Here is a 12,847-nt window from a genome sequence, read left to right on the forward strand (position 1 = left end):
GGCAACGCGAAGAGCCCGACGCTGGGAGCGGCCGGGGGTGTCCAGCGTACGACGCCTCGCCCGGCGGTGCGGGAGCTGTGGACAACCACTGTGGACCACCCCTGTGGACGACGGCTGTGGACCACCCCTGTGGGCGACCCGCCGTCCAGCGGTCGGCGCGACGGCGGAGAACCCGGTGCCGGTGGCGCCCGAAGGCGTCCCGGCACCGGGTTCTTCCCCCGCAACCCCCGTATGCGGTGGCCGTCGGCGCGGTACGGGCTACTCCGTCGCGATGGCGTTCAGGACGTTCAGCCGGCCCGCCCGGAACGCCGGGACGAGCGCGGCGAACAGGCCCACGAACGCGGAGCCCGCGAAGACCCCGATGATCGTCGGCCAGGGGATCTCCAGGATGGTGAGACCCTCCAGGGCGAGGAGCCGGTGGGCGGTGGCGCCCCAGCCCATGCCCAGGCCGAGGCCGAGGAGCGCGCCGAAGACGGCGATGACCAGGGACTCCAGGCGGATCATGCGGCGCAGCTGGCGGCGGGAGAGGCCGATGGCCCGCATGAGGCCGATCTCCCGGGTCCGCTCGACCACCGACAGGGCCAGGGTGTTCACCACGCCCAGGACGGCGACGATGATCGCGAGCGCCAGCAGGCCGTAGATCATGTTCAGCAGCTGGCCGATCTGGTCCTTCAGCTCCTGCTTGTAGTCGGTCTGGTCGCGCACGGTGTACTGCGGGAACTCGTGCAGCGCCGACTTCAGCGCCCGGTAGGCGGTCTTCTCCTGACCGTCCTTGGCCGTGGCGAGGACGAGCTGGTCCAGTGGCATCCGGTCGGCGGGCACATACCGCGCGACGGTGGCGATGGACGCGTACATCGCGCCCTTGTCGATGACGACGTCGTCGCTGGTGATCGCGCGGACGGTGAGTTTCGCCGTCCTGCCGCCCTCGAAGTGCACGGCGACGGTGGAGCCCAGCCTGACGCCGTGGTCCTTGGCGAAGCCTTCGAAGACGGACATCGAGCCGGGCGCGTAGGCGTCGGCGAGCCGGCCGGCCACGGTCCTGGTGCGCACGTCGCGCGCGTAGGCCGGGTCGGCGGCGTTGACCGTCTCCTTGCCGGTGGTGCGGCCGTCGGGGGTGGTCAGGGAGGCGTCCAGCACCTTGTACTCGGTGACCCGTGCGAGACCGGGTGTGCGCTTGACGGCGTCGACGGCCTGCGCGTCGACGACCTGGCCGTGGTCCTCCTCGATGATGAAGTCCGCGCCCACGGTCTTGTCCAGCTGGTCGGTGGCGGAGGCCACCATGGAGGAGCCGACCACCGACAGGCAGGCCACGAGGGCGAGGCCGATCATCAGGGCGGCGCCGGTGGCGCCGGTGCGGCGCGGGTTGCGCAGGGCGTTGCGTTCGGCCATCCGGCCGACGGGGCCGAAGACCCGCAGGAGGGCGGCGCCGAGGACGCGGACCAGGCCGGCGGCGAGCATCGGGCCGATGACGACGAACCCGATCAGGGTGAACAGGACGCCGAGGCCGAGCCAGCCCGAGCCGGTCCAGGCCCGGCCGGCGGTGGCGGCGGCGTACAGGCTCCAGGCGCCGGCGGCGGTGAGGAGCAGGCCGATGCCGGCCCGGACGGTGCCCGCCCTGGCGTCGGTGGGGGCGCCCGCGTCGCGCAGGGCGGCCATCGGGGAGACCTTGCCGGCGCGCCGGGCGGGGAGGTAGGCGGCGAGCACGGTGACGACCACGCCGAGCAGCAGGCCGGTCGCCGGGGTGGTCCAGGCGACCGTCAGGTCGTCGGTGGACAGGTGCATGTCCATCTGGCCCATGAGTTTCATCAGGCCGACGGCGAGGCCGATGCCCGCGCCGACGCCGAGCACGGAGCCGATCACGCCGAGCAGCAGCGCCTCGACCAGCACCGAGCGGTTGACCTGCTTGCGGGAGGAGCCGATGGCCCGCATCAGGCCGATCTCCCGGGTGCGCTGGGCGACCAGCATGGAGAAGGTGTTGATGATCAGGAAGATGCCGACCAGGAAGGCGACTCCGGCGAAGCCGAGCATCGCGTACTTCATGACCTTCAGGAAGCTGCCGACGCTCTTCTGGTTGGCGTCGGCGACCTCCTTGGCGGTCCGCACCTGGTAGGTGTGCCCGAGGGCGGCGGTGACGTTCTTCTTCAGCCGGGCGTCCGTCACGCCCTTGGCGGCGGTGACGTTGACGTCGGTGTAGACACCGGTCCGGCCGACGATGACCTGCTGGGCGGTCCGGGTGTCCAGGTAGAACAGGGCCGCGCCGGGGTTGGTGACCCGGAAGGCGGCGACGCCGGACACGCGCGCGTGGTGCGTGCCGACGGCCGTGATCACACCGATCTCGTCACCGAGACGCAGGTGGTGCTTGCCGGCGGTGTCGGCGTCGACCATCACCTGGTCCGGGCCCCTGGGCGCCGTACCGGAGGTGATGTCCATCGTGCGGGCGTCGTTGCGGTTCCAGCCGCCGACGATGGTGGGGCCGCCGTTGCTCGGTGACAGTTTGTCCTTGGCGGCGTCGACGACGGTCGCCGAGGTGGAGAGCACCGTGCCCTCGGCGGACGCGACGCCGCGGGCGGCGCGGACCCGGTCGAGCACGGAGGCCGGCATGACGGGCGGCTTGCCGGTGCGGGAGACGGTCCGACCGCTGTCGGAGGAGCCCTGGGCGCTGACCGTGACGTCCGAGGCGGTCGCCTGGAACAGCTTGTCGAAGGTGGTGTTCATCGTGTCGGTGAACACCAGGGTGCCGCACACGAAGCCCACGGACAGCAGGACGGCGACCGCCGACAGCGCCATGCGGCCCTTGTGTGCGAAGAAGTTGCGCATCGAGGTCTTCAGGACGGTCATGACGTACGGCCCCGGGCGTCGAAGTCCTTCATGCGGTCCAGGACCTGGTCGGCCGTCGGGTGGTGCATCTCGTCCACGATGCGGCCGTCGGCGAGGTAGAGCACGCGGTCGGCGTAGGAGGCGGCCACCGGGTCGTGGGTGACCATCACGATGGTCTGCCCCAGTTCGTCCACGGAGCGGCGCAGGAAGCCCAGGACCTCCGCTCCGGCGCGCGAGTCGAGGTTTCCGGTCGGCTCGTCCCCGAAGATGATCTCCGGGCGGGCGGCGAGCGCGCGGGCCACGGCGACGCGCTGCTGCTGGCCGCCGGAGAGCTGGGTCGGCCGGTGCTTCAGTCGTCCGGCGAGCCCGACGGTCTCCACCACCCGGTCCAGCCAGGCCCGGTCGGGTCTGCGGCCGGCGATGTCCATGGGCAGCGTGATGTTCTCGATCGCGTTCAGCGTCGGCAGCAGGTTGAACGCCTGGAAGATGAAGCCGATCCGGTCCCGGCGCAGCTGGGTGAGCTTCTTGTCCTTCAGCCCGGTGATCTCAGTCTCGTCCAGGTGGATGTGACCGCTGGTCACCGTGTCGAGGCCGGCGAGGCAGTGCATCAGGGTTGACTTGCCGGACCCGGAGGGGCCCATGATCGCGGTGAATCGGCCGCGGGCGATGTCCACGTCGACGCGGTCCAGGGCGACGACGCGGGTCTCGCCGGACCCGTACGCCTTCACCACCTGCCGCGCCCGCGCGGCAACGGCCGTACGCCCTCCAGTGCCCCCGTGCCTGGGAATGGTCACAGCCGATGTCACGGTATGTCTCCTCTGTCGTCGACAGGTCGATGAGAAGCCCGGGTGTGCCGGGCGGCCGTCCTGGGTATGCCGTCGAGTCTCGCGGCCGGCGGGGGTGGCGCGCGCTGGTGCGGGGCCCCGTCTTCCCGGGGGGTAAACCCCACCCCCGCCGGTGCGGTACGCCGCCCCCCAGCGGCGTCGAAGCCCAGGTTAGGGACTGTCCCCGGCCGGTCTCGTCCTCCGCCGGGACGACCCCTCCCCGAGCCGCGGTTCGGAGTTACCCCTAGGGGTGGTCCACCGCCGGGTGCAGCCGTTCCCGGGGTCGCCTCCACCCTTGGGCGCGGCAGGTCTCCGCCCTCGTGCCGGGTCACGGCCGGGATCCCGCCCGCCGTGGGAGGCTGTCGTCCGGCGACGGATGCAGGGGGCACGGAACGTCACCCGGCGGGGACCACGGGAGGGGAGTCGCGGTGGGGAGCACGACACCGGCGATACGCGGCGGGGCCGCGCGGCAGCTGGACACCGGCCGGCGGGGTGCGGTGGTCGCCGCCCTGATGCTGGCCATGGCACTGGCGGCGCTCGACTCCACCATCGTCGCCACGGCCGTACCGCAGATCGTCGGCGACCTGGGCGGGTTCTCCGTCTTCTCGTGGCTGTTCTCCGGCTATCTGCTCGCCGTCACGGTCACGCTCCCCGTCTACGGCAAGCTGTCCGACACCTTCGGCCGCAAGCCGGTGCTGGTGGTGGGCGCGGCCGTGTTCCTGCTGGGTTCGCTGTTGTGCGCGGCGGCCTGGAACATGGCGGCGCTGATCGCGTTCCGGATCGTGCAGGGCCTGGGCGGCGGGGCGTTGCAGGGCACGGTGCAGACCCTGGCCGCCGACCTGTACCCGCTGGCGGAGCGCCCGAAGATCCAGTCCAGGCTGTCCACGGTGTGGGCGGTGGCCGCGGTGGCCGGTCCCGGGCTGGGCGGGGTGCTCGCCGCCTACACCGACTGGCGCTGGATCTTCTTGGTCAACCTGCCGGTCGGCACCGCCGCCCTCTGGCTGATCGTCCGTCACCTGCACGAAGCCGAGCGGCGGCACGCGCGCCACGCGCGCGTGGACTGGGCCGGCGCGCTGGCGGTGTTCGCGTGCGGCGGGGTGCTGCTGACCGCGCTGGTGCAGGGCGGGGTGGCCTGGCCGTGGCTGTCGGCGCCGTCCCTGGCCCTCTTCGGCACCGGCCTCGCCCTGGCCGCCGTGGTGGTCGCGGTGGAACGGCGGGCCGCGGAGCCGGTCATCCCGGGCTGGGTGTGGCGGCGCCGGACGATCGCCGCCGTCAATCTGGCGCTCGGCGCGCTGGGGCTGCTGATGGTGGCACCGGCGGTGTTCCTGCCGACGTACGCGCAGTCGGTGCTCGGGCTCGCGCCGGTGGCCGCCGGGTTCGTGCTGTCGGTGTGGACGCTGAGCTGGCCGGTGACGGCCGCACTCAGCCAGCACGTCTACCGCAGGATCGGCTTCCGCGACACCGCACTGCTCGGCATCGGCCTGGCCGCGCTGATCCTGTCCGCGTTCCCCTTCCTGCCGTACCCCGGCTCGTGGTGGCAGCCGACGCTGCTGATGCTGCTGCTCGGCGGGGCGCTGGGCCTGTTCCAGCTGCCGCTGATCGTCGGGGTGCAGTCGACGGTGGGCTGGTCGGAGCGGGGTACCACGACCGCGTCCGTGCTCTTCTGCCGGCAGACCTGGCAGACCGTCGGCGCGTCCCTGTTCGGCGCCGTCGCCAACGGCGTGCTGGCCGCGCGGCTGGGTGGGGCGGGCGACCTGGACTCCGTCACGCGCGCGCTGCGCGCCGGTACGGCCCCGGAGACCACCCGGCGGGCGATCGCGGAGGCGGTGCACGCGGTGTACCTCGGTGCGGCGGCAGCGGCGGCACTGGCGTTCGTGCTCCTGCTCCTCGTGGCGCCGCGACGGTTCCCGGTGCTCGAGGAGTGAGCGGTGCCGTGGGCGAGCCCGGGTGTCCCGGGCCGTCCTGGTGCGGTGAGCACATACCGACCGGCCAGTTCGGAGAAAACGCCGCGCGGTCCGGACCGCGCGAGTAGCGTGCGTGGCTCAGCTCTCCCCCCTCCCTGCGGTCCGTCGCCACGGACCCGAGCCACGCAAGGAGCACCGGGATGTCCTACGACCCGCCGCCCCGCCTCACCCCTCCCCGACAGCCCGCACCCCCCGTACTCCCCGAGCCGCCCCGCCCGGCCCGCCGCCCGCTCCGCGAACCCCTCGGCCACCACAGCGACCTGCGCGTCCTGCGCGGCGCCTACCGCCGGCAGCGCCGCACCGCCACGCTCACCGCGCTGGGCTACTTCACGCTGTTCCTCGTCCTGTCCGCGTGCGCCCCCGGGGCGATGACGCGCACGGTCGCCGACGGCATCCCCGCCGGCCTGCTGCTCGCCCTCGTCCAACTCCCCGTCAGCTGGCTGGCGATCGGCCTGTACGAGACCACCGCGCGCCGCTGCGTCGACCCGCTCGCCGACCGCATCCGCAGGCAGACCGAACTCGACGTGCGGCGAGGAGCGAGCCGATGACCAGCGCCGCCGGCATCGCCGCCCTCTCCGGATTCAGCGACTCCGTCCGGGCGATGTCCCTGGTGGCCTTCTCCACCGTCGTCACGGTGACCCTGCTGCTGTGCGTGCTCACCGGCCCCGACGGGGACGACCTCGACGCGTTCTACACCGGCTACGGCTCCCTGTCCCCGCTGCGCAACGGCCTCGCCATCGCTGGCGACTACATCTCCGCGGCCACCGTCCTCGGCACGGGCGGCATCATCGCCCTGTGCGGTTACGACGGTGTCGTCCTCGCCCTCAGCACGGCCCTGTCCCTGCTGCTGCTGATGTTCCTGCTCGCCGAACCACTGCGCAACGCCGGCCGGTTCACCATGGGCGACGCACTGGCCCGCCGGCTGCCCGGCCGCCGCGTACGCGTGGCGGCCTGCGCGGTCACCATCGCCGCCCTGCTGCCGCTGATGCTCGTCCAGCTAGCCGGCACCGGACAGCTGATGGCGTTCATCCTGGGCTTCTCCAGCGAGTCCCTGAAGACCGGATGCGTCGTGGGAGTGGGCGCGCTGATGATCGCCTACGCCGCGATCGGCGGCATGAAGGGCACCGCCCTCATCCAGATCCTGAAGATCGTGCTGCTCGTCGGCTCCGGCATCCTGGTCGCCGTCCTCGTGCTCCGCCGCTTCGACGGGGACCCGGGCGCCCTGTTCACCGCCGCGGCACGGCGGAGCGGCACCGGGCCCGCGTTCCTGCGCTCCGGGCTGGAGTTCGGCACCACCCCCGCGTCCCGCCTCGACATGATCGCCTCCGAGCTGACCGTCGTACTCGGCGGCGCCTGCCTGCCGCACGTCACCATGCGCATGTACACCGCCTCCAGCGCCCGCCAGGTGCGCCGCGCGATGTCCTGGGCGGTGTCGATCGTCGCCCTGTTCGTGCTGGTCATCACGGTGGTCGGGTTCGGCGCGACGGCCCTGGTCGGCCGCACCGCGATCGCCGCGGCCGACCCGCGGGGCAACACCGCGTACCTGCTGGGCTCGCGCGCGGTGTTCGGCGCCGACGTGTCCACGGGGGAGATGTTCCTGTTCACCCTCGTCCCCGCCGCGATCTTCCTGACCCTGCTCGCCTCGGTGGCCGGGATGATCCTCGCCTGCGCCAACTCCCTCGCCCACGACGTGTTCGCCGCCCGGGTGCAGGAGATGCCGGCCCGCCGCGAGACGGCCCTGGCGCGCGTCTCGGCGCTCGCCGTCGGAGCACCGACGATCCTGCTGGCCACCCTGGTGCAGCACCACAGCCTCCAGCCCCTGGTCACGCTCTCGTTCTGCCTGGGCGCCTCCGCCCTCGCACCCGCCCTGGTCTACGGCCTCTTCTGGCGCCGCTACACCCGCGGCGGACTGCTGAGCACCCTGATCGGCGGCTCGCTGACCGTGCTGCTGCTCATGCCGGGCACCAAGCTCGTCTCCGGCTCACCCACCTCGGCGTTCCCGCACGCCCACTTCGACTGGTTCCCGTTCACCACCACCGGCCTCGTCTCCATCCCGGCCGGCTTCCTCCTCGGCTGGCTGGGCACGGTGCTGTCCGGCCGCCCGGGTGCCGAACGGCAGCGGCACCAGTACGAGGCGGTGGAGGCCCGGATCCTGGCGGGGGCGGTACGCAAGGGCGACTGACGACGCGGACGCCGTACCCGCCGCTACTCCATCGCCACCCTGCCGGTCAGCGACAGAAGGCTGTCGCGTACGGAGTCCATGTGCGCCTGGACGTCGTCCCAGGTCGCACTGTGCTCGCGCAGCACCTGCTCGGTCTCCCGGGCGATGCGCTCCCCGTGCACACGCGCGTCGGCGACGATCTCCGCGGCACGCGCGTGTGCCTCCTCCTCGTGGCGGCGCGCGTACTCCCCGGCCTCCACCAGCGCCCGCTCGGCCGCGGCCAGCTCCCCCTCCGCCCGGCTCACCCGTTCGGCGTGCCGGGCGTCCAGCGCGCTCACCCGTTCGGCCTCCTCGCGCTCGGCCTCCGCCCAGCGTTCGGTCTGCTCCCGGGCATGCTCGGCGAGCATCGCGGTGATGCGCTGCCGCGTCTCGCGCAACGCCCCGAGCGCCTGCCCGCGCCCCTCCTTCACCTCGCGCCGGGCACCCACCCGATGACCGTCGGCCTCGGCACGCGCGTCGAGGAGGCACTGGCGGGCCTGTTCGTCGGCCTCCGCGCGAACCGCGTCCGCGGCCTCCCGCGCCTCCCGGCGCACGCCCTCGGCCGACTCCTCGGCCCGCGCGACCTCCTGCCCGGTCTCACGCCGCGTACGTTCCCGCAGCTCAGCGGCCGTCTCCAGGGCGAGCTGGAACAGGCGCCGCGCGGGCTCCCCGAGCGTCTCGTACGTCTGCGGCGCGAGCTGCGCCACGGTCTCCCGCAGCCGTACGACCTCCTCCTCCATCTCCCGGGCGAGCACCGTCAGCCGGGCGGCACGCACCCAGGCGGCGTCGCGGTCCTCGGAGAGCGCCTCCAGGTACGCGTCGACCTGGTCGGGGCGGTAGCCGCGCCCCCGGACGGTCACGAAGCCGTGCGGCGGCATCGCTGCGCTGCTCATCCTGGAACCCCTCTCCACCGGACATACACGACAGGACGATTTCGCGCACATCTTGATGGATAGGGCGTAAGTGTTCATAACGCGACACTCCGCAGTCCCGTCACGGCCGGTGTCCCGCACACCGCACCGACGGCGGCCCACACCCCCGGAAAACACCTCATGCCCTTCACGCGCGCGCGTGAAGGGCACGAGGGCTCACACCCGGCCGGAGCCCGCTACAGCAGTCCGTCCCACATCTGCTCCAGCAGCACCGACCACCAGCTCTCCGGCGACCCGAGCGCCGCCGGGTCCAGGGCCGCGAGCTGCGCCTGGAAGTCGACGGTCCAGCGGCCCGCCTGCTCCTGGTTCAGCCCGTACCGCAGCCGCCACATCCGGCCCAGCAGGGCCAGGCAGCGGACGAACTCCGGCAGCCCGGTGTTCACGAACTGCGGCGGCACCGGCGCCCCGCCCGGCCCCGCCTCCACGGGCACGGCCACGATGTTCGCCGTCCCGTACTGCACACAGACCGCCTTGCCGAAGTCCGTGCCCATGACGAGGTACGAACCCGCGTCCGCGGCCGGCTGCACCCTGCGCTCCGCCGCCAGCTCCGCCAGTGTCGGCACCGGACGGCCCGGCTGCGCCTGCGCCCAGAAGAACGGGCCCATGTCCAGCGGCAGCCCCGCCACCACCAGCGTGTGCGCCACCACCGGCGGCACACCCTGCCGGGAGACGGCCTGCTGCTCGAACCGGAAGACCCCCGGCCCGAACGCCGCGGCCAGCTCCTGCGCGATCCCCTCCGGCGGGACGGGCGGCACGGCCTGCACCGGCGGCAGCGGCGCCCGCACCGGCGCCGGCCGCGCGGGACCGTCCGCCACCTGATGCAACTCGCCCTGGTGCGCCAGCAGCTGCCGCATGCCCTGCTGCCGGCTCGCGTGATCCGTACCGTACGGCGCGATGCTCGCGATCCGCGCCTGCGGCCACTGCTCCCGGATCATCCGCGCGCAGTAGGCGCCCGGCAGCTCGCACGACTCCAGCTCCGTGTGCAGCTCCAGCACCTGGTCCGGGGGTACGTTCATCGCCCGCAGCTCATGGAAGATCTGCCACTCCGGGTGCGGCGTACCCGGCGCCGAACGCCGGATCAGCTGCTGCTCCGAACCGTCCTGCGCGCGGTAGCGCAGCACCGCCTGATAGCCGGGGCCCACCGTCGGCAGCCCCTGCTGCGGATACCCGTACGCCCCGGCCTGCCCCGGCAACGGCCCACCGGGCGGCGGCATCGCACCGGGCGGGGGCATCGCACCCGGCGGCGGCATCGCACCCGGCGGCGGCATCGCACCGGGCGGCATCGGCGGGGCGCCCGGCACACCGAGCGCGCCGGGGGCGGGCGGCGGGGGCATGCCGGGTCCGGACGGCGGCGGCGCGGACAGCACGGTCTCTGCATGGTGCATGGCACCGTGAGCCCCACCGGGGGCACCGGGAGCGCCCGGAGGCTGGGGTGCGCCGGGGTGGTCGGGCATCCCCGGAACTGCGGGGGCGCCGGGCGGAGCGGCCGGGCCACCCGGCGCCTGGGGAACGCCGCTGCCGCCCGTCCGGCCGGGGCCGGCCAGCATCGTGGCCGCGTGGTGGACGCCACCCGGAGGCGTACCGCCCGCGGCACCCGGGGGCGCGACAGGCGGACGGGGGGCGCCCGGAGCGTTCGGCGCGCCCGCACCGCCCTGGCCCTCGGCCCCGGTGAGCCCCTCCGGCCCCCCGGGCCCCTCCGGCCCGAGCGCCGAGACGAGCTGCGTCGGCACATACCCGCCCGCGGGCGGCGTCGCCGTGTTCCCCGGGCGTGCGCCCGGCAGACCGGGGACGCCCGGCGGCGGCGGAGGTGCTCCCGCTCCACCGCGCGCCTTCTTCGGCGGCGGCGCCGCCTTGCTCGTCGCGGCGTCCGCGATGTCCCCGGCGTTCGGCGCGAGCTGCCGCCCCGGCGCGCCCGGCCCGGCGGGCGCCAGCGGGTAGCCGTACCCCGCGGCGTCCTGGGGACCGGCGCCCTGCGGGTAGCCGTACGACGGCCCGCCCGGCGCGCCCGTGGGAGGCGCGGGCGGCGTACCCGGGGCCGCCGGCGGGGTGCCGTACACCGGCGCGCCGGGCGGGGGCGGGGGCGTGCTGCCCCGCGGGCCGCCCGACGTGGCGCCGGCCGCGGACGCGTCTGCGGGGGCGCCCGGCGGAACGTCCTGCGCGCCCGGCACGATCGACGCGTCGAGCGCCGGTGCGACCGCCGTCGGCGGCAGTTGGCTACCGCCCGACATCAGCGCCGTCGGCGCGTCCGGCGCGGCCATCGGCGGGCGCGGCGGGGCGCCCTGGTCGCTCAACGGCGGCGCGAACACCGTCGCGGGCAGCGGCACCGAACGGTCGTCCTCGCCACCGTCCGCGTTCGTGTCGGTGCCGGCCCAGGGTGTGGCCCCCGCGGGCACGTCCACCGGCCCGGGCACCCCGGCCTGGGTCCGCGCCGGCGCGTCCCCACCGAAGGACACCGCACCCGGCGCCCCGTCAGAACCCACCGCTCCAGAACCCACCGCGGCAGAAGCCGGACCCGGAGCCGCACCCGCGGTACCCGCCGCATCCGCACCGGAGCCGGATCCCACGCCCAGCTTGTCCGCCGCCTCCTGCAACCACTCCGGCGGAGTCAGCAGGAACGACGTCTGGTTCAGGTCCACCCGGGCGGCAGCCGCCGGCACCGCGTCCTCGGGCCCGTCGGGGCGGCCGTACTCCTCCTCGTACCGGCGGATCACCTCACCCACCGGCAGAGCGGGCCACAGCGTCGCCTCCCCGCTGTCCCGGGCGATGACCAGACGCTGGCCGCCCGCGTCGGACCGCGGCCCCTCCGCCCGGTCCTCACCCCACACCACGAAACCCAGCTCGAACTCCCGCACCCGCACCTCACGGTGCTGGTACGCCGGCACATCGCCGTTGACCCACTCCTCGGCGCGCTCCTGCGCCTGCGCGTACGTCACCATCGTCGTCAGCTCACTCCCCCGCCGGGCCCGGCGACGCCGGACCGGAAGACACCGGGACGGCACGCGCGAAACCGCCGTCGACCATCAGGTCCGCCACCGTCTCCAGCTCCGGCGGATGGCCGGCCAGCCGGGACAGGAAGGCGTCGAAGTCGTCACCGCACGGCAGCAGCAGGCGCTCCACCCGCTCCGCCGGCGACCACGACGGATCCACGTCCCGCACATCGTCGTACGCGCAGAACCACACCGAACCGGCCCGCTCGCCCTTCACCTTCACCGCGAGCAGACCGCCCTGCACGAAGACGACACCCAGGTAGTCCTTCGTCAGATGGTCGCGCAGGCACTTGTTCACGTACGCCAGGTCGTTGACCGCCGCCTCGTCCCGCACCGTGAAGAACGGCTGGTCCAGGAGCAGCCCCAGCTCGGCGTCCAGCGCCGCGCCGACGGGCGCGCAACCGCCCGCCGCCTTCAGGAACGAGCGGTACGCGCCGGGGAGCCGGTAGCCCAGGTCCTCCTCCAGCCCCTGCACCTGCGCCTCCGGCACCGCCACACCCGACTTCGGCAGGCGGAAGTGCGCCGGCCGCACCTCCTGCAACGGCCGCGTCCCCCGCTTGCCGTGGTCCACCGGCGCCGTCGCCACCCCACCGTGGTGCCGCAGCAACGCCTTGACCTCGACCGGTACCAGCTCCAGCCGCCGCGTGCCCGCCACGTGATGCCACGTCCAGCCGTGCGGCGTCGCCACAGCCGGCACCGTGTCCCACAACGCGTGGCCCTGCGCCGCCAGCGCGGCGTTCGCCGACACGTAGTCCGTCAGCCGCAGCTCGTCCACCCCGAACCCCTCCGGAGGCTCGGCGATCTCCACCGCCACGCGCGCGTACGGCGAGAAATCGGGATAGCCGTGCTCGTTGACCCGTACTCCTCTCGGGTGACGCGCCGCCCGCACCGGATCCGGGAAGTGCACGGTCTGCCCGGCGTAGGCCGCGTTCGGCGGCGCGGCCCGTCCCCCGGCCTGGCGGCTGGGCGGAGCCCCCAGCCCGAGCCGACCTGTCGTCATGGCGGTTGCCCCCTGCGGCGTTGTCTGTGCGCCTGAACGGCGGTGTCGATCGCGGACGGCGACAGCCTATGCGGTGCGCCCACCACGGTCACCGGCCCACCGCATCCCCGCCACCACCCCCGC

General features: G+C 74.1%; 8 protein-coding genes. 3 read left to right on the plus strand and 5 right to left on the minus strand.

Features of this window, described 5'->3' with window-relative positions:
* Positions 1–258: 258 nt before the first annotated feature.
* Positions 259–2,838 carry an FtsX-like permease family protein gene (locus AB0F03_RS05720; protein ID WP_361986883.1) on the minus strand — a complete coding sequence of 860 codons (2,580 nt, stop codon included), beginning with the start codon at positions 2,836–2,838 and terminating at the stop codon, positions 259–261.
* Positions 2,835–3,623: an ABC transporter ATP-binding protein gene (locus AB0F03_RS05725; protein WP_361986884.1), complete on the minus strand. Its 789-nt coding sequence runs from the start codon at positions 3,621–3,623 to the stop codon at positions 2,835–2,837. Before AB0F03_RS05725 ends, AB0F03_RS05720 begins: the two co-directional genes overlap by 4 nt.
* 446 nt (positions 3,624–4,069) lie before the next feature.
* On the opposite strand from AB0F03_RS05725, the gene AB0F03_RS05730 reads away from it, so the two are divergent.
* The 3 genes from AB0F03_RS05730 to AB0F03_RS05740 all read left to right on the plus strand — a co-directional run bounded on the left by AB0F03_RS05730 (position 4,070) and on the right by AB0F03_RS05740 (position 7,787).
* Positions 4,070–5,566, plus strand: a complete 1,497-nt coding sequence (locus tag AB0F03_RS05730) for an MFS transporter (protein ID WP_361986886.1) — start codon at positions 4,070–4,072, stop codon at positions 5,564–5,566.
* A 179-nt stretch (positions 5,567–5,745) separates the two neighbouring features.
* A complete protein-coding gene (locus AB0F03_RS05735; protein WP_361986888.1) occupies positions 5,746–6,153 on the plus strand; it encodes a DUF485 domain-containing protein in 408 nt (135 codons plus the stop codon).
* The gene (locus tag AB0F03_RS05740; protein ID WP_361986890.1) at positions 6,150–7,787 is read left to right on the plus strand and encodes a cation acetate symporter; all 1,638 of its coding nucleotides are present in this window, start codon (positions 6,150–6,152) and stop codon (positions 7,785–7,787) included. The genes AB0F03_RS05735 and AB0F03_RS05740 overlap by 4 nt, the downstream gene beginning before the upstream one ends.
* Positions 7,788–7,810: 23 nt before the next feature.
* Here AB0F03_RS05740 and AB0F03_RS05745 read toward each other — a convergent pair whose 3' ends face one another.
* The 3 genes from AB0F03_RS05745 to AB0F03_RS05755 all read right to left on the minus strand — a co-directional run bounded on the left by AB0F03_RS05745 (position 7,811) and on the right by AB0F03_RS05755 (position 12,724).
* A complete protein-coding gene (locus tag AB0F03_RS05745; protein WP_361986892.1) occupies positions 7,811–8,698 on the minus strand; it encodes a cellulose-binding protein in 888 nt (295 codons plus the stop codon).
* 215 nt (positions 8,699–8,913) lie between these two features.
* A complete protein-coding gene (locus tag AB0F03_RS05750; protein WP_361986894.1) occupies positions 8,914–11,673 on the minus strand; it encodes an SUKH-4 family immunity protein in 2,760 nt (919 codons plus the stop codon).
* Positions 11,674–11,683: 10 nt separating this feature from the next.
* A complete protein-coding gene (locus tag AB0F03_RS05755) occupies positions 11,684–12,724 on the minus strand; it encodes an SMI1/KNR4 family protein (RefSeq protein WP_361986896.1) in 1,041 nt (346 codons plus the stop codon).
* Positions 12,725–12,847 lie beyond the last annotated feature (123 nt).

The organism is Streptomyces sp. NPDC028722 (assembly GCF_040637655.1).
GTDB lineage: Bacteria > Actinomycetota > Actinomycetes > Streptomycetales > Streptomycetaceae > Streptomyces.

Coding starts and splice junctions, on each gene's coding strand:
- AB0F03_RS05755 (WP_361986896.1), bottom strand. CDS start 12,724: ATGACGACAGGTCGGCTCGGGCTGGGGGCTCCGCCCAGCCGCCAGGCC.
- AB0F03_RS05720 (WP_361986883.1), bottom strand. CDS start 2,838: ATGACCGTCCTGAAGACCTCGATGCGCAACTTCTTCGCACACAAGGGC.
- AB0F03_RS05735 (WP_361986888.1), top strand. CDS start 5,746: ATGTCCTACGACCCGCCGCCCCGCCTCACCCCTCCCCGACAGCCCGCA.
- AB0F03_RS05745 (WP_361986892.1), bottom strand. CDS start 8,698: ATGAGCAGCGCAGCGATGCCGCCGCACGGCTTCGTGACCGTCCGGGGG.
- AB0F03_RS05750 (WP_361986894.1), bottom strand. CDS start 11,673: ATGGTGACGTACGCGCAGGCGCAGGAGCGCGCCGAGGAGTGGGTCAAC.
- AB0F03_RS05740 (WP_361986890.1), top strand. CDS start 6,150: ATGACCAGCGCCGCCGGCATCGCCGCCCTCTCCGGATTCAGCGACTCC.